Annotated in this window: 14 protein-coding genes and 1 tRNA gene; 8 read left to right on the forward strand and 7 right to left on the reverse strand. The window is 62.8% G+C overall.

What is annotated here, in order from left to right; genetic code table 11:
* Positions 1-162: 162 nt before the first annotated feature.
* Positions 163-2,646 carry an alpha-L-arabinofuranosidase C-terminal domain-containing protein gene (locus QFZ30_RS19100; protein WP_307078928.1) on the reverse strand — a complete coding sequence of 828 codons (2,484 nt, stop codon included), beginning with the start codon at positions 2,644-2,646 and terminating at the stop codon, positions 163-165.
* 379 nt (positions 2,647-3,025) lie between these two features.
* Between QFZ30_RS19100 and QFZ30_RS19105 the strand changes: the two genes are divergently transcribed.
* The 5 genes from QFZ30_RS19105 to QFZ30_RS19125 all read left to right on the forward strand — a co-directional run bounded on the left by QFZ30_RS19105 (position 3,026) and on the right by QFZ30_RS19125 (position 9,204).
* Positions 3,026-3,976, forward strand: coding sequence for an ABC transporter substrate-binding protein (locus tag QFZ30_RS19105; protein WP_307078930.1), 951 nt, complete (start codon positions 3,026-3,028; stop codon positions 3,974-3,976).
* Between the two features lie 81 nt (positions 3,977-4,057).
* Positions 4,058-5,584, forward strand: a complete 1,527-nt coding sequence (locus tag QFZ30_RS19110) for a sugar ABC transporter ATP-binding protein (protein ID WP_307078931.1) — start codon at positions 4,058-4,060, stop codon at positions 5,582-5,584.
* Complete coding sequence (locus tag QFZ30_RS19115) at positions 5,581-6,612, forward strand: ABC transporter permease (protein WP_307078933.1); 1,032 nt, start codon at positions 5,581-5,583, stop codon at positions 6,610-6,612. The genes QFZ30_RS19110 and QFZ30_RS19115 overlap by 4 nt, the downstream gene beginning before the upstream one ends.
* Positions 6,612-7,628 (forward strand): galactofuranose ABC transporter, permease protein YjfF, encoded by a 1,017-nt coding sequence (gene yjfF, locus QFZ30_RS19120; RefSeq protein WP_307078935.1) that lies wholly within the window; start codon positions 6,612-6,614, stop codon positions 7,626-7,628. The genes QFZ30_RS19115 and yjfF overlap by 1 nt, the downstream gene beginning before the upstream one ends.
* A 124-nt stretch (positions 7,629-7,752) precedes the next feature.
* On the forward strand, positions 7,753-9,204 hold the full coding sequence (locus QFZ30_RS19125) for a family 43 glycosylhydrolase (RefSeq protein WP_307078937.1): 1,452 nt from the start codon (positions 7,753-7,755) through the stop codon (positions 9,202-9,204).
* A 74-nt stretch (positions 9,205-9,278) separates the two neighbouring features.
* Here QFZ30_RS19125 and QFZ30_RS19130 read toward each other — a convergent pair whose 3' ends face one another.
* The 3 genes from QFZ30_RS19130 to QFZ30_RS19140 form a co-directional block, all read right to left on the reverse strand.
* On the reverse strand, positions 9,279-10,289 hold the full coding sequence (locus tag QFZ30_RS19130) for a LacI family DNA-binding transcriptional regulator (RefSeq protein ID WP_307078939.1): 1,011 nt from the start codon (positions 10,287-10,289) through the stop codon (positions 9,279-9,281).
* Positions 10,290-10,355: 66 nt separating this feature from the next.
* Positions 10,356-12,011 carry a VWA domain-containing protein gene (locus QFZ30_RS19135; protein WP_307078941.1) on the reverse strand — a complete coding sequence of 552 codons (1,656 nt, stop codon included), beginning with the start codon at positions 12,009-12,011 and terminating at the stop codon, positions 10,356-10,358.
* Positions 12,012-12,223: 212 nt separating this feature from the next.
* A tRNA-Lys gene (locus QFZ30_RS19140) sits at positions 12,224-12,296 on the reverse strand.
* A gap of 210 nt (positions 12,297-12,506) precedes the next feature.
* Between QFZ30_RS19140 and QFZ30_RS19145 the strand changes: the two genes are divergently transcribed.
* The 3 genes from QFZ30_RS19145 to QFZ30_RS19155 all read left to right on the forward strand — a co-directional run bounded on the left by QFZ30_RS19145 (position 12,507) and on the right by QFZ30_RS19155 (position 15,072).
* The gene (locus tag QFZ30_RS19145) at positions 12,507-13,166 is read left to right on the forward strand and encodes a hypothetical protein (RefSeq protein WP_307078943.1); all 660 of its coding nucleotides are present in this window, start codon (positions 12,507-12,509) and stop codon (positions 13,164-13,166) included.
* Positions 13,167-13,436: 270 nt separating this feature from the next.
* Positions 13,437-14,054 carry a DUF47 domain-containing protein gene (locus QFZ30_RS19150; RefSeq protein WP_307078945.1) on the forward strand — a complete coding sequence of 206 codons (618 nt, stop codon included), beginning with the start codon at positions 13,437-13,439 and terminating at the stop codon, positions 14,052-14,054.
* A 1-nt stretch (position 14,055) separates the two neighbouring features.
* The gene (locus tag QFZ30_RS19155) at positions 14,056-15,072 is read left to right on the forward strand and encodes an inorganic phosphate transporter (RefSeq protein WP_307078948.1); all 1,017 of its coding nucleotides are present in this window, start codon (positions 14,056-14,058) and stop codon (positions 15,070-15,072) included.
* Positions 15,073-15,153: 81 nt separating this feature from the next.
* Here QFZ30_RS19155 and pstB read toward each other — a convergent pair whose 3' ends face one another.
* The 3 genes from pstB to pstC all read right to left on the reverse strand — a co-directional run bounded on the left by pstB (position 15,154) and on the right by pstC (position 18,060).
* Positions 15,154-15,933 carry a phosphate ABC transporter ATP-binding protein PstB gene (gene pstB, locus QFZ30_RS19160; RefSeq protein WP_307078950.1) on the reverse strand — a complete coding sequence of 260 codons (780 nt, stop codon included), beginning with the start codon at positions 15,931-15,933 and terminating at the stop codon, positions 15,154-15,156.
* Positions 15,934-16,014: 81 nt separating this feature from the next.
* Entirely contained in the window at positions 16,015-17,127 is a 1,113-nt protein-coding gene (gene pstA / locus QFZ30_RS19165) for a phosphate ABC transporter permease PstA (RefSeq protein WP_307078951.1), read from the reverse strand.
* Positions 17,128-18,060 carry a phosphate ABC transporter permease subunit PstC gene (gene pstC, locus QFZ30_RS19170; RefSeq protein WP_307078953.1) on the reverse strand — a complete coding sequence of 311 codons (933 nt, stop codon included), beginning with the start codon at positions 18,058-18,060 and terminating at the stop codon, positions 17,128-17,130. It lies immediately after the preceding gene.
* Positions 18,061-18,120 lie beyond the last annotated feature (60 nt).

Here is an 18,120-nt window from a genome sequence, read left to right on the forward strand (position 1 = left end):
AGGCGAGGACCTCTTTGCCTTCGTTGGAAAGAAAAGGACTAGTACTAATTGTGAACGCTAACACCAGCAGCGTCAAGCCACCGGCAAGCTGCCGGGCAGGCAGGCGTCCGGCAGCGCAGTGACGCGGCCGGACACCTGCCGACTTGTGTTACTTCACTTTGGTCAATTCGCTGGGGAAAGCCTGATGAAGGTCACCGACTTCGGTTTGAAGGTGTAAGTGAAGTTGCTTCCTGCCCCCGTAAACACGCTCGACGCCGGAGCCAGGTTCTGGCCGTCGCTGGTTGGGGTCAAGGTGGTGACCGAAGCGTTGGATCCGAGGCTTGCGGTTCCGGCAACCTTGATGTCCACAGCAGCTTCCTGGTCAGACGTGTTGACCACCTTCACGATGGTTTCCCCGGTTGCCGAGTCCTTAGTGACTACGGAGTAGATGGGATCCACCGGGGTCTCGTCGATGGTCCCCCAGAGGACGTTGTCGAGGTAGAGCTTGGCGATCGGCCCTGTCACTTCGATCCGGACATCGTACTGCCGGCCGGTCTGGATGGTGGTGTTGTGCTCGATCAGTGTGCTCTTTGCTCCGTTGACAGCCTTCTCCACCACGGACTTGCTGTTATTCCAGCCGCCGAGGTTCCACCAGTAGTAGTTTCCGGTGTCCTTGACCCCGAAGGCGATCAGGAACCCTTCGGCTCCTGCAGTCTTGGTGGCCTTGGCACTCAGCGTGTAATTGCTCCACGAGGTATTTCCGGCAGTGACCATGGTGTTGAGTGCTGATGTGCTCGACTGGATGTAAGCGCCGTCCTGCACGGACCAGGTTCCGACGCCGTTGCCGGTCCAGGCCGAGGCCGTACCCGAGAAGTCGTCGGCAAACAGCTGGGCACCGTCCGCCCCGGTGACCTTGACGTCGTCGTACTTGGCGGCCGTAGCCCAGGTGGACAGGCCGATCTGACCGGTGATCGGTTTCGCCAGGCTGACAGGGTTGTTCTGGGAACTGGGGACTACCTGGGTTCCCACATTGTTCATGAAGAGCTTCTGGACTTCGAAGTTGGGCGTGGTCCGGATCGAGGTTCCGTTGAAGAACATCAGGTCCGGGCTCCACTGGACGTTGGCTTCATTGGCAATCAACGGGGCGTAGGAGGCCATTTTGACCACATCCGCGTTGCGCTCCAGCCCTGTCATGAACGACGCTTCGGCCAAGGCGTTCTCCGGTTTGTTCGCCAGGGACGCAAATTCCCCGAGGAAGACTTTGTAGCTGTCCCGGTCGTAGGAGTCGTAGCGATGGTTATTGCTCAGGAACCAATCGGGTGAGTTGTAGTAGTGCTCGTCGACGAAGTCCACGTTGCGGTCCGCGTTGAACTTGGAGAGGTCATCGAAATTGGCCCCCTGATCGTCGGGACCGGTGTTGCCAATCACCATGATGTCCGGGTAGGCGGCCTCCACTGCGTCCTGGAACTGGGTGAAGTACGCCTTGAACTCCGGCTTGTATTCCTCATTGCCCAAGCTGATGCGGTCAAGGTTGTAGGGGGCCGGATGGCCGTAAGCGATGCGCTTGGCACCCCATAGCGTGCTTGCGTCGCCATTGGCGAACTCGATCAGGTCAAGGGTGTCCTGGATGTATTTGTCCAGGGTTGCCTGGTCCGGCACGGCGCGGTTGTCGCCGCATCCCGTCACGCCGACCGGAACCACCGGAACCGGGACGGCCTTGAGGTCTTCCGCCCACTGGAAGTACTCCATGTAGCCCAGCCCGTACGTCTGGTTGTAGCCCCAGAAGTTCCTGTTGGCAGGTCGCTGCTCAACTGGGCCGATGGTTTCCTTCCATTGATAGGTGCGGGAGCGTGTGTAGTTCGGGGCTGAGTAGGAGTCATAGCTGCCCGTGTTGACGATGCAGCCGCCGGGAAAGCGGAGGAACCCCGGGTTCAATTCGGCAATCTTTTCGGCCAGGTCCTTACGCAATCCATGGCCATTCCAGGTGTCCTGGGGAATCAGCGAAATCATGTCAAGGCGCACGGTTCCGGTTCCCTGCACCACCGTGGACAGCCGTCCCGACGCCGTTGACGACTTGGGTGACAGGGTGACGTTGTATTTGGCCCAGGCATCACCCTTGACCTTGATGCTGGCAAGGGCCAGCCGGGCACCTTCGGGAGTTTCCAGGGCGACGGCCAGGGTGGAGCCTGCCGGATTCGATGTGCGGGCCCAGACCGAGTAGTCGTACTTTTTCCGGGCCTCAAGGCGGTGTCCGCCGTTCCAGCCCGTGTTGCGGACGCCGACGCCTGCAGCGGTGCCGGCGCCGGCCGTTGTGGCATCCACCTGCAGGTAGTTCCGGTTCATCTCGTTGAGGCGGTTCCCGTCGTCGCGGACCGAGGCAGTGCCCGCACTTCCCCGCTGGAGGACTTCCCAAGTGGAAAGCGGAGTGAAGGCACGGTTGTCGGCGGAATTGAACTCAAAGGACCTGTTCTGGACGAGCTCGGCATAGATCCCGCCGTCGGCGCCTTGGTTGATGTCCTCATAAAAGGCCCCATACATCGTCGAAGCGATATCGGGGCCCGCCTGGTCTGCGTTGACGGTGATGGTGCGGTTTGAGGTGTCAGCATGGGCACCAAGTGCCGGGGCGAGGGTAAGGGCCGTTACCGCGAGCGACCCGGCCAGTGCCATTGTGCACATTCGCTTCGCGGGACTGTGAGCGGGACTCGGACGAACTGTACTTTGCATGGAAGGTGAAGGCCTTTCTCCATTGAAGGTCCGCCAGTGGACGCGCTTGTGAACGCTAACAAGGATCTGGCTTTAGAAAGTATTGACGAGTGCTCAGGGGAAAGTAAAGCGCTTCCCACGGGAATCAGGCGGCGGCGCAAGGCGAATAGGCTCGGTGTCCAAATTGTGACCCGCCACACTTGACGCGGCCGATTGTTAGCGTTCACACTTGCTGGCAGAGCAGCAGCTCGCTTGCAGCAACGGCGGTGTCAGTAACTCCCGCCTGTCTGCAATTCACGCTTCCGGGAGGACCGTTGTGTTCAAGAAATCTCTAATTGCGGTCATGGCCGCATCAGCTCTCGCCCTGACCGCCTGCGGCGGCGGAACCCAGGCCGCCCCCAGCGGCGGCGCAGACAAGAAAATCGTGATGGGCTTTGCCCAGGTCGGCGCCGAAAGCGGCTGGCGGACCGCCAACACCAAGTCCGTCCAGGAATCCGCCAAGACAGCCGGGATCGACCTGAAGTTCTCCGACGCCCAGCAGAAGCAGGAAAACCAGATCAAGGCGATCCGGTCCTACATCCAGCAGAAGGTGGACGTCATCGCCTTCTCCCCGGTCGTTGAATCCGGCTGGGACACGGTCCTGAAGGAAGCCAAGGACGCCAAGATCCCCGTCATCCTGACCGACCGCGCCGTGGACTCGGCCGACAAGTCCCTCTACAAGACCTTCCTCGGCTCCGACTTCGTCCTCGAAGGCAAGAAGGCAGGCGAATGGCTCGTGGCCGAGTCCAAGTCAGCCACCGACACCGTGAACATCGTCGAAATCCAGGGCACCACCGGCTCCGCCCCGGCCAACGACCGCAAGCAGGGCTTCGAAGAGGCCATCAAGGCCGATCCGAAGCTGAAGATCATCGCCTCCCAGAGCGGCGACTTCACCCGCAGCGGCGGCAAGCAGGTCATGGAAGCCTTCCTGAAGAACAACGCCGACATCGACGTCGTCTTCGCCCACAACGATGACGAAGGCCTCGGCGCCATCGAAGCCATCGAAGCCGCCGGCAAGGTACCGGGCAAGGACATCAAGATCATCACCATCGACGCCGTCAAGGACGGCATGACCGCCCTGAGCGCAGGCAAGATCAACTACATCGTCGAGTGCAGCCCGCTGCTGGGCACCCAGCTCATGGACCTGGCCAAGAAAGTCCTCGCCGGCGAAACAGTGCCCGAACGCGTCGTCACCGAAGAAACAACCTTCACCCAGGAACAGGCCACCAAAGCCCTGCCCACCCGTCAGTACTGAGCCAACACTCACCTGACCGCCCGTGCGGTGGCAGTGCCTGGCACTGCCACCGCACGGATCAACACAGAAAAGACACAGAGGATGAACGAGCTCGTTCCGGTCGTCGAAATGACCGACATCGCCATCGGATTTCCAGGGGTCAAGGCCCTTGACGACGTCAGCTTCCGCCTTTTCCCGGGCGAAGTGCATGCACTCATGGGTGAAAACGGAGCGGGCAAATCCACGCTAATCAAAGCCCTGACCGGCGTCTACACCATCGATTCGGGCCGGATCACGGTCCTCGGTGAGCACAAGAACTTTTCCACGCCTGCAGAATCCCAGGCCGCCGGCATCAGCACGGTCTATCAGGAAGTGAATCTATGCACCAACCTCACCGTCGAAGAGAATGTGATGTTGGGGCGGGAACCGCGGCGGCGCGGCTCCATCGACTGGCGCGGTGTACGCGTACGAACCCGCGAGGTCCTGGCCCAGCTTCACCTGGAACACGTGGACCCCGGTTCCTTGCTCTCCGAACACTCCATCGCAGTCCAGCAGCTGATTGCCATTGCACGTTCCGTCGAAGTCAATGCAAAGGTTTTGATCTTGGACGAACCCACCTCAAGCCTTGACGCAGACGAGGTCAACCAGCTTTTCCGGGTCATCCGGGACCTGCGTGACAGGGGTGTGGCCATCCTGTTCGTTTCGCACTTCCTGGAGCAGGTCTACGAGCTGTCGGACCGAATGACGGTGCTCCGCAACGGCAAACTCGTGGGCGAGTACATGACCCGCGACCTTTCCCGCATGAACCTCATCTCCAAGATGATCGGCAAGGACCTTGAGGTACTCGAAGAACTGGACCAGGCATCCGCCCGCTCCCAGGCAAGGCTCGCGTCCAATGCACAGCCCTTTATGGAAACAGAAGGACTGGGGCGAAAGGGATCCGTCTCCAACGTCAACCTGTCCATCTACCCCGGCGAGGTTGTGGGTCTTGCCGGGCTGCTCGGAGCAGGGCGCACCGAAACTGCGCGGCTGCTCTTCGGTGCGGACAAGTCAGATGAAGGCTCCCTCAAGATCAAGGGGCAGTCGCTCAAAATGCGGTCGCCCCGCACCGCCATCGACCATGGCATCGGCTTCTGCTCGGAGGACCGCAAAGAGGAAGGCCTCATCGCCGACCTCACCGTCCGGGACAACCTGGTGCTGGCCATGCAGGCGACCAAAGGCTGGGCCCGGCGGATCCCTCGGCGTGTGCAGGATGAACTTGTTGCCGAGTTCATCAAGACCCTCGACATCCGGCCGGCAAACCCTGAGGCCCTCATCCGCAACCTCAGCGGTGGCAACCAGCAGAAAGTGCTCCTTGCCCGCTGGATGGTGACGTCCCCGGACCTGCTGATTCTGGATGAACCAACACGGGGCATCGATATCGGCGCCAAGACCCAGATTCAGAAATTGGTGAACCGTCTGGCGTCCGAGGGTATGTCCATCCTCTTCATCTCCTCCGAGCTGGAGGAAGTGCTCCGCCTCAGCGACCGCATAGCCATCATCAAGGACCGGGCCATGGTTGCCGATATTAGTAACGACGACGTTTCAGTCGAAGACGTCCTGACAGTCATCGCCGGAGGCGCTCAGTGAAATCCCTTCTGAAAAACCGGCTGGCCTGGCCGGTCCTGGCCCTCGTCGCACTGCTGGCGGTCAACCAGATCTTCCGCGGGGATTTCCTCAGCCTGCGGATGCAGGACGGCCACCTGTACGGCAGCATCATCGACATCATGCGCAATGGTGCGCCCACCATCCTGATCGCACTCGGCATGACACTGGTCATTGCCTCCCGGGGCATCGACCTTTCCGTTGGTGCCGTGGTCGCCATTGCGGGCGCCGCATCCTGTGCCTACATTGCGGCTTCTCCTGAACCCGCTTCGCCGGCAACAGCCGCTGTTGCAGTGGTCATCGCTGTTGTGGCCGGCCTGGTGCTGGGGGTCTGGAACGGCTTCCTGGTTTCCACTATCGGCGTCCAGCCCATCATCGCCACGCTGGTGCTGATGACAGCCGGACGCGGCATCGCCCAACTCATCACGGACGGCCAGATCGTGTCCGTCACCAATGACAGCTACAAGGCAATCGGCGCTGGCTACCTCTTCACCCTCCCTGTCTCGATCCTGATCACCGCCGTCGTGTTCATCCTGGCAGCGGTCCTGACGCGCCGGACCGCGCTGGGAACACTGATCGAGGCGGTCGGCATCAACCCGGTCGCGAGCCGGCTGGCAGGGCTGCGGGCACGGAACATCATCTGGATCGTGTACATCTTCAGCGCGTTCTGTGCAGCGATCGCCGGACTGATGATCAGCTCCAATGTCACCGCAGCGGATGCCAACAACGCCGGCCTCTACATCGAAATGGACGCCATCCTCGCCGTTGTCATCGGTGGAACATCCCTCGCCGGCGGACGCTACAGCCTAGTGGGCACGGTGGTGGGCGCCTTTATCATCCAGACCCTGACAACCACCGTTTATACCCTGGGCATCCCCCCGGAGGTCACGCTGGTGTTCAAAGCGCTGGTGGTTCTCACTGTTTGCCTGCTGCAGGCTCCCAAGGCCCGGAACCTCCTGAGGAACCTCAAGCCCGCAAGCCCGCTTCGCACTAAGGAAAAGGTCGCAGTCTAATGTCTCCCCTCTCCACAGTGGCCCCGCCCACGCCCAAAAAGGCCTCGGCCGTCCGGCACCGCCTTCGCACGGGTACGCGCTACGCGCCGACGCTCGCCACGCTGGCCCTCTTCATCCTGATGTTCATTGTTGGTGCCGGCATGTACCCGAGCTTCCTCTCGGGTCAAGTTCTGCTGAACCTCTTCATCGACAACACCTTCCTGATCGTGCTGGCCGTCGGCATGACCTTCGTCATCCTCACGGGCGGAATCGACCTTTCGGTGGGAGCCGTCGTCGCCCTCTCCATGATGGTCACAGCAACCATGCTTCAAAACGGCTGGAACCCTGCCATCGTCATCCTCTCGGTGCTGGTGATCGGCGGAGGACTCGGCCTGCTCATGGGGCTGATCATCCAATATTTCGACATCCAGCCCTTCATCGTGACCCTTGCCGGCATGTTCCTGGCCCGTGGCCTTTGCTACGTGATCAGCCTCGAATCGATTCCTGTTACCGACCCTTTCTTCACGGGTATGGCACAGGCGAGGATCCCCCTCTCGGAGGAGCTGTTCATCTCCCCCGGCGTCCTGATCGCGCTCATCGTCGTCGGCGCGGCGTTCTTCATCCTTCACCACACCCGCTTTGGCCGGACGGTTTACGCCATCGGCGGCAACGAGCACTCCGCCATGCTCATGGGACTTGCGGTCAAGAGCACCAAAGTCCTTGTCTACTCCGTCAGCGGGCTTTGCTCAGCCATCGCCGGGATCCTGTTTTCCTTCTATAGCCTTTCGGGGTACAGCCTGGCAGCCCAGGGCATGGAACTGGATGCCATTGCCGCCGTTGTGATCGGCGGAACGCTGCTGACGGGCGGGGTTGGCTACGTGCTGGGTTCGGTGGTGGGTGTCCTCGTGCTGGGGATCGTCCAGACCTTCATTGCCTACGACGGAACGCTTAGCTCCTGGTGGACCAAGATCGTCATCGGCGGCCTGCTGCTGGTCTTCATCTTGCTGCAGCGGCTTTTCACGAGACGGACCAGCTAGGTTCAGCGGACTTCACCTGGCCGAAATCTGGACCACAACAGCTCCAGAACCCACGCATGACCAGGGCCCTGCTTTCCGCAGGGCCCTGGTCATGCCAAGGCACCAACGAAAGGACACTTCCGCAATGACTTCTTTGCCCCAGCCCTCCTTCTCCCGCCGTTCCTTCCTGGGCGCGGGCTCCGCTGCCGCTGTGCTCGTGGCAGGCGGCGCGACGGCGGGAAGCCTGTTTGGTGCCTCCCCCGCCACGGCCGCCACGGGCCCAAAGCCCGCCCTCAACCCCATCGTCAGCCAGCGCGCTGACCCGTGGCTCATGAAACATACCGACAACCAGTATTACTTCACCGGGTCAGTTCCGGAATACGACCGCATTATCGTGCGGTCGGCGTCAACCATTTCCGGACTCGGCAGCGCGGCGGAGAGTGTCGTGTGGAAGCGGCCGGCCTCCGGCACCATGGGAGGTCATATCTGGGCACCCGAACTGCATCACTTCGACGGCAAGTGGCACATTTACTTCGCGGCAGGCGACAGCAATGACGTTTTTCGAGTGCGTATTTACATGATTTCCACCGCCTCCGCGGACCCGGCTACGGCTGTCTGGGAAGCTCCCGTGCGGGTATTCACGCACGAAGACACCTTTTCCCTGGACGCCACCACGTTTGAGCACAACGGCACCCGCTATCTGGTGTGGGCCCAGAGCGACGCGGGCGTGAATTCCAGCCTATTTATCGCCTCCATGGCTACACCCTCCACGCTGTCCAGCACCCCGGTCCGCATCGCGGTGCCCACGCTGGATTGGGAGACCAGGGGCTTCCGCGTCAACGAGGGGCCGGCGGTCATCAAACGAAGCGGCCGCATCTTCCTGACCTTCTCGGCGAGCGCCACCGACGCAAACTATTGCATGGGCCTGCTGACGGCCAACGCGGATGCGGACCTGCTCGATGCAGCATCCTGGACCAAGACACCCACTCCGGTTTTCATCACGTCAGAGGGAAGCAAGCAGTACGGGCCGGGCCACAACTCCTTTACGGTGGATGAGGCAGGCAACGACGTGCTTGTCTACCACGCGAGGTCCTACCGGAACATCACGGGTGATCCTTTGTATGACCCCAACCGGCATGCCCGTGTCCAGCGGTTGTACTGGAATCCGGATGGCACGCCCCAGTTCGGCGTTCCGGTGGGCGACGGTCCGTTGCCTTACCGCTGGCAATCAGCCGAAACTCCTGCGGTCTTCTTGACCCACGACGGGACCACCGTGACGGCTTCGGCCGCACCTGCCCTGGCCGCCTCGCAGTTCCGTATTCTGCCCGGCTACGCCAAGAAGAACTCCGTCCTGATCGAACCAATCCTGACGAAGGGCCACTACTTCAGAATCGATGGCAACGCCCTTGTCATTGCCTCCACCGCGGGGGCCTCTTCGGCCTTCCTTCAGCGGAAGGGCTTGTCGGATTCCGCGGCGGCCTCTTTCGAATCCGTCGACGTCCCCGGCTCGTACCTGTGCCTGAACCAGGGAATCCTGACTGTGTCCAAGGTCGCGGCAGGCCAAAAAGCCGCCGCCACCTTCATACTGGCGTCCTGACTTTCCCAGCGCGAACTGGCAGCTAATGACCCCAAACCGCAATTTTGAGGGAATCTGCTGCCAGTTCGCGCAGGTCAGATAGCCGCTGTGCTTCCCCGGACCACCAATTCCGGAGTGACCACGATTCCGCTGACCGGCGCCCCCTGTTCGATTTCCCCCACCATGGCATCCACGCAGCGCCTGCCGAGCTCCTCGAAGTCCTGGCGGATGGTGGTCAGCGGCGGAACGAAGTAGGCCGCCTCGGGCGTGTCATCGAACCCGACCACCGAGATATCGCCCGGAACGCTGATACCTGCCTCACTGAATGCCCGCAACAAGCCGAGCGCCATCTGGTCGTTCCCGACGAAGATTGCCGTGGACGACCGTTCCGCAGCCAGCTGGCGTCCGATTTGGTAGCCGCTGCCCGCACTCCAGTCGCCGTGGACGAGTAAGTCATCTTCCAGCCCGGCGGCGCGCAGCGTCTGCCGCCACCCTTCAGCCCTTGCGGCACCGTCGATCCAGTCAAGGGGGCCGGAGATATGGGCAATCCTGGTGTGACCCTGGTCAATGAGATGCCTGACTGCGAGCTCCGCACCGCGCGTCTGGTCCACCATGGCACCGCTGATCTTCTCGTTGCCCAGCGAGCCGACGGTCACAACCGGCACGTCCAAGTCCATCTCGTCCAGCGCACTGAGCGTTTCGGAGTGCGGAACCACCACCACCACCCCGTCCACTGACTGGTCCTGAAAGTGCCGCAGGGCATCGGAGATGGTGTCCCGGTTGACGGTTTTCAGCGCCGCGATGCTGACGAAGTAGCCCGCGTTCCGTGCTGCCTGCTCCACGCCCAGGATGGTATTGGCCGGACCGTATTGGGAGAGCTCACTGCCCAGTACGCCAACGGTCTGGGAACGCCGGGTCACCAGGCTGCGGGCAGCGGTGTTGCGGCGGTACCCCAGCTCCGAAATGGCTGCTTCCACGCGTTCCCGGGTTGCCTTGCTGACGTTGGGGTGGCTATTAACCACCCTGGAGACGGTCTGATGGGACACGCCGGCGAGTGCGGCTACGTCGTTGAGTCGCGGAAGCCTGCGGCCGTTGATGTTCGCCACAAATAGGGCCTTTCCACTGGGAGGTGTTGCTCCATATACTATGGCCCCGCGGCGGTTGCGGGGTGCCTATCTGGTTCGGGCCAGCAGTGCGTCCGCAAAAACGCTGGGGATGTCCTCCGGCGCCCGGGCAACATAGCTGGTGCCGCCCGTCGCCGCGGAAATCTTCTTCAATGTTTCTGCGTCCGCGTCCTCGGTAATGCCGATAGCGACGATGACCACCGGCTTGGCCGGATCACGTTCCCGCTGCAGGGTTTCCAGCAGCTGCTCCAGGTCCAGGGACTCAGGATCCTCGTTGGCACCGTCCGTGAGCAGAATGACACTGTTGATGGCGCGGGAGTCGTAGGAGGCCTGGACCGTCCTGTAGGCGGCAAGGGTGGAGTCGTAGAGGCCTGTTGCACCGCCTGTGCGCTCCGACAGGCCTGCAATCCCTGCCACGAGCCGTTCACGTTGGGTTACCCCGTCAACCACCTGGTCCATTTTCCGGATGGGCTCAAGCTCCAGGTAGTCCTGGCTGCCGCCGCCCAAGCCAATCGAGAACGCCCACAACCCGAGGGCGGCGGTGTTCGGAAACAGTTTGCTGCCCGTCGTCGCTGCCTGCTGCGTCAGCTCCATCCGGGTCTTATCACCGGCGGGAAATTCCATGGAACCCGAGACATCCATGACCACCAGGGACCGGAAAGGAATGGCCTGCACGGCCCAGGCGCTCAAGGCCTGACCAACAGCCTGGGCGGACGCCGGCGCGAGCGCAACAACCGGGCCAATCCCCTTCTGATCCGGGAGGTTGCTGCTGTCCGCCGGGCGCAGTCCCTGCCCCGCAAGGTTCGTCTTGCCGTCTTCAGTAGCCACCTGTCCCGCCAGAACCCGTGCCGCCTCCGCCACAGTCTCGGCCCGGGATCCGTTTCCGGCGGTGACCACCATGGGGTAGTTCAATGACACCGCCCCACTCTTCGGGACCGACGCCGACAGGCGAGCTCCTGATGTGGTTCTGGAGAAGGTCAGCCATGCTTCTTCAGTCACGATGGCGAACCCACCGCCGGCAGCCACCGACTCAAGCTGTTGCGTGTCCGAGAGTTTCGCACCCGAACGCTGGCCTTCCTTTTGGGCGAGCCGTGCCGTTGCAGCCTGCAACGCTTTGGCTTCCGTCAGGCCGGCCTGGACCTCGGATACTGCTCCCAGCAACGCAACTTCGCCGCTCCCGCTCGCCAGGGGATCGCTGAACTGGACATCAGGAGCCTCCAGGACGCTGAGCCACGTGGCGAAAACCGGGACCTCACCGGTGCGTCCCACGATGACACCGGGTGTCGAGGCCAGAGACGGAACGATGACTTCAGGAGGGGTAGCAGTGACGACTCTTTGGACACGGACGGCAGAATCCGCCACCCACACGTCCGGTGCGTCCTTGTCAGCTGATACCTTGGCCGCCAGCTCCTGCTGGCTCAAGATCTGGAACGTAAAGTTCACGCACGCCTCTGGCGGAATCCGCGTCGCTGCCTGCTCGAGCACCGGGGCCATGGCGGCGTCCACTCCGACGCTCACTTCGTCGGGATTCCGGCATGCTGAGGCTTCCGCCGGCGTGCGCATCCCCAGGAACCATAAAACGGCGCCGGCAGCCATCGCGACGGCAACGAAAGTTCCGGCAACCATGCCAAAACGGCGCCAGAAAGGGGATCGGCTGGGCGACGTGCTGTGACGTGCGCGGCGGGCGGCTCGGCGAGCTGTCATGAATGTGGCACCTGTCTGCTGGGGATTTCCTGCCTGCCGGATGAGGGCCCGGCCAGCACTTCCCCACAGGTCCCGACACGACGTAGACCGGAAGGCCGCGGAATCAGTTCATTATACGTAAAGGGGGTGCCCGCCATCACATTGGGCCGGACACAAAAAACCCCGGCCTCCTGTGACAGGAAACCGGGGTTTTCCACTCTTCGCTAAAAGAGTGGGCCCTGTGGGGATCGAACCCACGACCCACGGATTAAAAGTCCGATGCTCTACCAACTGAGCTAAAGGCCCCAGCCGACGGCGAAAAACACCGATCAGCCCAGTCCATTTCTGGACGTTAATACTGTACCCCACACCCGGGGCAGCTCCGGCACTGAGGGCGCACACCGCCGTCGTATGTCCGAGCCTTGCCATGCTGCCCCGCCAATACCAAGGCCACCCCCTGCCAACTGAAGCATCGTATGCTCGATTTCCCCTGCGGCACAGGAGTAGCGTGGGGGCATGAGCGAGCAAGCAGGACCCAGCCACTACGGCGGAGCCAATCGGCATCACAAGCCGAAGCATTTCGCCCCCATCGACTTCGAGCCGTTTGCGGGTGGTGCGGATCCCGCCCGCGTCTCGGAGGCTGCGCACCTGGCTGCCCAGGCATTGGTGCGCCACGGCCGCGACAGTGACGACCCTGTCATCACCGAGCGGCTGGTCAAGCTGGCCGACGAGCAAGGGCTCGAGGCCATCGCTGAGATGTGGGCCGAAAGTCCGGCGCGGTCCCTGCCCGGTGCCCTGTGGCGGCTTTACGCCCTGCGGGCGGCTACAGTCCAGGATCCGGAGCGGATTTCTGTGTACTTCCGTGCAGGCAAGGACACCGCGCAGGTCTCCAACGTAGTCGCGGGTGCCGCCGAGCCGCCGGGCGCCGATGAAATGACTGCCATGGCTGACGCCATCCTGTCCGGGGCTTTCGACGGCGAGTTCGACGTCGCGCTGGAACGTTCCGCTGCGTTCTGCCGGGTGGTGGCACTCGGCCAGGCGACCATCGCGGACGGTGCCGAGCACTCCAACGAGGCCCACGCAAGCAAGCTGACACGCAACTCGCACCAGCTGGTGAAGACAGCGGAGGACCTTGAGCACGCGGCCAACGCCTGGCGCCTGGGCGAGCTGGACTGACCCAACTGGCCCGATCTGTCAATGTTGACTTGGGCCAGCCAACGTAGAACACTGAAACTGGTGTCGAGCCGCGAAACCCCCGGGCTTCAACAATTAGCCGCCTAGAGCGGCCTACCGCCGAGAGGCGTATCCGGTTCGGCACCATTTTTTGTGCCGATTTTCTTAGGGTCTGTTCACGGCCGGTAGAGTAATGGTCAGTTGCGGGCCGCAGTCAAGTCAGAAGGCCGGCGGCTCCCGCCCCAGTACATCCTCCGGAGACCGGTATCCCACGTGAAGCTGCGCCTTTTCCCCCAGGAGCCCGCCGGGCTGAACCTCCTTTCCGAGATGGCACGTCAGATCGTGCTTGCCAGCGCAACCATGGCAGAGCTCCTGGGTGTCCCCGCCGCTGAACACAGCAAGCTCGTGGAGGACATGCACAACCACGAGGCCAAGTCCGCCGAACTGCACTTCGCCCTGCTGACCCACATGCGCACCAGCTTCGTGAACCCGCTCCCTCGGGAAGACATGTACGCCCTGTCCCGCTACCTTAACGAGGCCATCGAGAAACTGGATGCCGCGGCCGAACTGGTTGCCCTGTACAAGCTGGAGCGGCTGCCAAAGCGGGCGGCTGACCAGTTGGAGGTCATCAGCAGGCAGGCTGAGCTCACCGTGGATGCGATGCGCCGGCTGAACAACCTCGACGACCTTGAGGACTACTGGATTGAGATCCTGCGGCTGGCTAAGCGGGCCGAACGGTCGCACCGGGTGTGGGTGGCGGACATGATCAAGGACATGAAATGGGCGCAGTATTCCCGCAACCGGGACATCGCCAATCAGCTGGTGGAAGTCACCAAGGACATGCGGAGGGTTGCTACCCAGGTGGGCAGCATCATCGTCAAGGAATCCTGAGGTGACCGCAATCATCTTCGCCACCGTGGTCCTGCTGACCGCGGCGTTTGGTTTCCTGAACGGGTTCAGGGACGTCTCCACGTCCGTTGCCCTGGCGGTCCGCACCCGGGCACTCACGCCAAGCGTGGCTGTGCTGCTTGCGGCGTTCTTCAACTTCCTCGGAGCTCTGCTCAGCGCCAGCCTGGCCGTTGCCGTCAGCCAACACTGGATCACCCTGCCAAGCGGTGTGAACGGCCTCAGCATTCTGGTCGCAGGCCTGGCGAGCGCCTTCGCGTGGGGCGTCCTGCTGTGGTGGCGCGGCATCCCGGCGTCCTCCACCCATGCCCTGGTGGGAGGACTGGCGGGCGCCGGCCTCGCCAGCGCGGCTCTGGGCGGCACCGGTGTGGGCGGAGTGGACGAGTCCCTGCTGTTGCAGGTTGTCCTGCCGCTGCTGCTGTCGCCCTTGGTGGCCTACAGCGGCGCGTTCCTGCTGGTTTTCCCTGTCACGTGGGCGGCACGCTATGACCAGACCAATGTCATCAACCAGCGCTTCCGCCGCAGCCAGTCCATCGCCGCCGGCGCGGTGGCTTTCGGGCACGGCCTCCAGGACGGCCAGCGGGTCAGTGCCGTGCTACTGCTGGCCCTGCTGGCAGCAGGGTACGCCGACGGCGGCACCATCCCCGTGTGGGTGGCCCTGCTCTCCGCCGTGATGATCACCGCCGGAACTCTTTTTGGTGGCTGGCGGATCTCGCACACGATCGGCTATAAGGTCACCCGGATCGACCCGCTGCGGGGCTCGGTGGCCCAGATCTTCAGCGCGGTGATTCTGTTCGTCGGCGCCATCGGGCTGCACTGGCCCGTGTCCACCACGCACACAGTCACGTCCGCCGTACTGGGCGCCGGAGAGAACCAGAGTTTCTCGGTGACAAACCGGAAGCTGGTGATCCTGATCGTGAAGCTCTGGATCCTCACGCCGGCTGCAACGGCGGCAGGCGCGTTTGTGCTGGGGCTGGCCCTTTCACCGCTGGGCGGCGCCTAACCCCCATCGTTGCTCCAAGAACGCCCTTTTGGGCGGCCAGAAAGGCGGTTACGGAGCAATCGATGCACAGGGGGTTAGGGGTTACCCGAAGCGGCCGGAGACGTAGTCTTCCGTGGCCTTCTGGGTGGGGTTGCTGAACATGGTGTGGGTGTTGCCGTATTCGATCAGCTTGCCGGGCTTGCCGGTGCCGGCGATGTTGAAGAACGCGGTCTTCTCCGAAACACGTGCAGCCTGCTGCATGTTGTGGGTCACGATCACCACGGTGTACTGGTCCTTGAGCTCGTTGATGAGGTCCTCAATGGCCAGGGTGGAAATCGGGTCCAGCGCCGAACACGGCTCGTCCATGAGGATCACCTGCGGCTCCACGGCGATGGCCCGGGCGATGCACAGGCGCTGCTGCTGGCCGCCCGAGAGGCCTGAGCCCGGCTTCTCCAGCCGGTCCTTGACCTCGTTCCAGAGGTTGGCGCCCTGCAGGGAGCGCTCTACCAGGGCATCGGCCTCGCCCTTGGAGATCTTCTGGTTGTTCAGCCTCACGCCGGCCAGCACGTTGTCACGGATGGACATGGTGGGGAACGGGTTGGGCCGCTGGAACACCATGCCGATCTGCGATCGCACGGTGACCGGGTCCACGCCTGGTCCGTACAGGTTGTCCCCGTCCAGCAGCACTTCGCCTTCCACACGGGCACCAGGCAGTACTTCGTGCATGCGGTTCAGGGTCCGCAGGAAAGTGGACTTTCCGCAGCCGGAGGGGCCGATGAATGCCGTCACGGACTTGGCCTCGATGTTGATGGTAACGTCCTCCACGGCCAGGAAATTGCCGTAGTAGACATTCAGGTCCTTGACGTCGATCCGCTTAGACATGATGTTCCTTCACTTGCTGGGGGTATGGACTGAAGTTTATGCGCTGGCCGGGCTGACCGGAATGCCCCGCCGTGCCGGGGGTCATCGCCCCGTTTTGGGGGCAAAGCCTCTGGCGATCAGACGGGAGCCAAGATTCAGGACCATCACCAGGATGATCAGCACCAAGGCCGCGCCCCAGGCCCGCTGCGAGGACGGGTCCGGGTTCGCCGGCGAGGTGGGGTTCAGGATCTGCGTGTAGATGTAGGTAGGCAGGGACGCCATCCAGCCGCCGAACACGTTGCTGTTGATGCTCGTGGCAAACCCTGCGGTGACCAGGATGGGGGCCGTCTCGCCGATGACGCGCGCGATGGCCAGGGTGACGCCTGACGCGATGCCGGAGATCGCCGTCGGGATCACCACTTTGAGGATGGTGCGCCACTTGCGCACGCCCAGGGCGTAGGCGGCTTCGCGCAGCTCGTTGGGCACGATCTTCAGCATTTCCTCGCTGGAACGGACCACCACTGGGATCATCAGGACGGAAAGCGCGACGGCGGCCACGGCGCCGGTCTTGGTGCCGGGTCCCACCACAGCAAAGAAGAAGGCGGCTGAGAACAGTCCCGCCACGATGGACGGGATACCGGTCATCACATCAACAAAGAAGGTGATGGCACGGGCCAGCCGGCCGTCGTGGCCGTATTCCACCAGGTAAATGGCGGTCAGCAGGCCAACAGGGACGGAGATGATGGTGGCCAGCAGCGTGATCTGGACGGTCCCGATCAGGGCGTGGTAGATCCCGCCCAGCACAGGGGCGCCCTCCTCAACAGCGCGGTTGTCGAAGACGCCGGTGACGCCGTTCATGGAACTTGTGAGGAAACCCGGGTTGATCAGGCCGGGGATGCCGTTGACCAGCACGGTCCAGATCACCGAGATGAGCGGGAGCAGCGCGACCAGGAACGAGCCAACCACCAGGCAGGTGGCCAGCTTGTCCTTCGCTTTGCGGGAGCCTTCGACGGCGGCGCTCCAGCTGACGAGGCCGACGGCAAAGAGAATGGCGGAAAGGATGCCCCAGCCGAAGGCGTTGAAGCCGATCAGGGCCAGGACTGCTGCGCCGGCGATCAGGGCGGCGGCCAGCACAACGTACGGCGCGTATTTGGGCAGCTGGCCCTTGGTGAGGGCCGAGCGCTTGCTGCGCACGGGGGTGACGGTGGAGGTCATTTAGTTTGCTCCCGAGAATTCTTTGTGCCGGGTAATGATCCAGCGGGCAACCATGTTGACGGCCAGGGTGATCACAAACAGGATCAGGCCGGCGGCAATGAGGGTGCTGACCTTCAGCCCGCTGGCTTCCGGGAAGTTGAGGGCGATTTCGGCCGCGATGGTCTGGTTGCCGGACTGGATCAGGCTGGCCGTCAGGGCTCCGGAGGAGAGCACCAGGGCAACGGCCATGGTTTCGCCCAGCGCGCGGCCCAGTCCCAGCATCACGGCACTGATGATGCCCGGGCGGGCGAACGGCAGGACAGCCATCTTGATCATTTCCCAGCGGGTGGCACCCAGTGCAAGGGCAGCCTCCTCATGCAGTTTGGGGGTCTGCAGGAAGATTTCCCGGCTCAGGGACGTGATGATGGGCAGGACCATCACCGAGAGCACAATGCCTGCGGTGAGGATGGTCTTGCCGGTGGCGGAGGCCGGACCCTGGAAGATGGGCAGCCAGCCCATGTTTGCGGCCAGCCAGTTATAGGCCGGCGAGATCTCATGGGCCAGGAATGCCGCGCCCCAGGCCCCATAGATCACGGAGGGAATGGCGGCCAGGAGATCGATCACGTAGCCCAGGCCGGACGCGAGCTGCCGCGGAGCGAAATGGGAGATGAACAGCGCAACTCCGATGGCGATCGGAGTTGCGATCACCAGCGCGATGACTGCGGCGATGAGCGTGCCGATGACAATGGGCCAGATGTAGGCGAAAAAGCCCGCACCACCCTGGATCTCGGCGGCTGGCGCAGTCAACGCAGGGATGGCCTGGATCACAAGGAACAGGGCAACGCCGAACAGGACGGCAAGAATCAGGCACCCTGCTGCCAGGGTTGCTCCGGAAAAGACTTTGTCTCCGGCGCGGCCTGCGCCCTGGGAAGGTCTCAGGGAGGTGGCGGACATTCGGCGGCCCTTCGGTTGTTATGGTGCTGAAAACTGGCGGCTACTGCTGGCAAAGCCAAG

It is taken from the genome of Arthrobacter pascens (assembly GCF_030815585.1).
GTDB classification, from domain to species: Bacteria; Actinomycetota; Actinomycetes; order Actinomycetales; family Micrococcaceae; genus Arthrobacter; species Arthrobacter pascens_A.

Coding starts and splice junctions, on each gene's coding strand:
- pstA (WP_307078951.1), bottom strand. CDS start 17,127: ATGACCTCCACCGTCACCCCCGTGCGCAGCAAGCGCTCGGCCCTCACC.
- QFZ30_RS19135 (WP_307078941.1), bottom strand. CDS start 12,011: ATGACAGCTCGCCGAGCCGCCCGCCGCGCACGTCACAGCACGTCGCCC.
- pstC (WP_307078953.1), bottom strand. CDS start 18,060: ATGTCCGCCACCTCCCTGAGACCTTCCCAGGGCGCAGGCCGCGCCGGA.
- QFZ30_RS19100 (WP_307078928.1), bottom strand. CDS start 2,646: ATGGCACTGGCCGGGTCGCTCGCGGTAACGGCCCTTACCCTCGCCCCG.
- QFZ30_RS19145 (WP_307078943.1), top strand. CDS start 12,507: ATGAGCGAGCAAGCAGGACCCAGCCACTACGGCGGAGCCAATCGGCAT.
- yjfF (WP_307078935.1), top strand. CDS start 6,612: ATGTCTCCCCTCTCCACAGTGGCCCCGCCCACGCCCAAAAAGGCCTCG.
- QFZ30_RS19110 (WP_307078931.1), top strand. CDS start 4,058: ATGAACGAGCTCGTTCCGGTCGTCGAAATGACCGACATCGCCATCGGA.
- QFZ30_RS19125 (WP_307078937.1), top strand. CDS start 7,753: ATGACTTCTTTGCCCCAGCCCTCCTTCTCCCGCCGTTCCTTCCTGGGC.
- pstB (WP_307078950.1), bottom strand. CDS start 15,933: ATGTCTAAGCGGATCGACGTCAAGGACCTGAATGTCTACTACGGCAAT.
- QFZ30_RS19105 (WP_307078930.1), top strand. CDS start 3,026: ATGGCCGCATCAGCTCTCGCCCTGACCGCCTGCGGCGGCGGAACCCAG.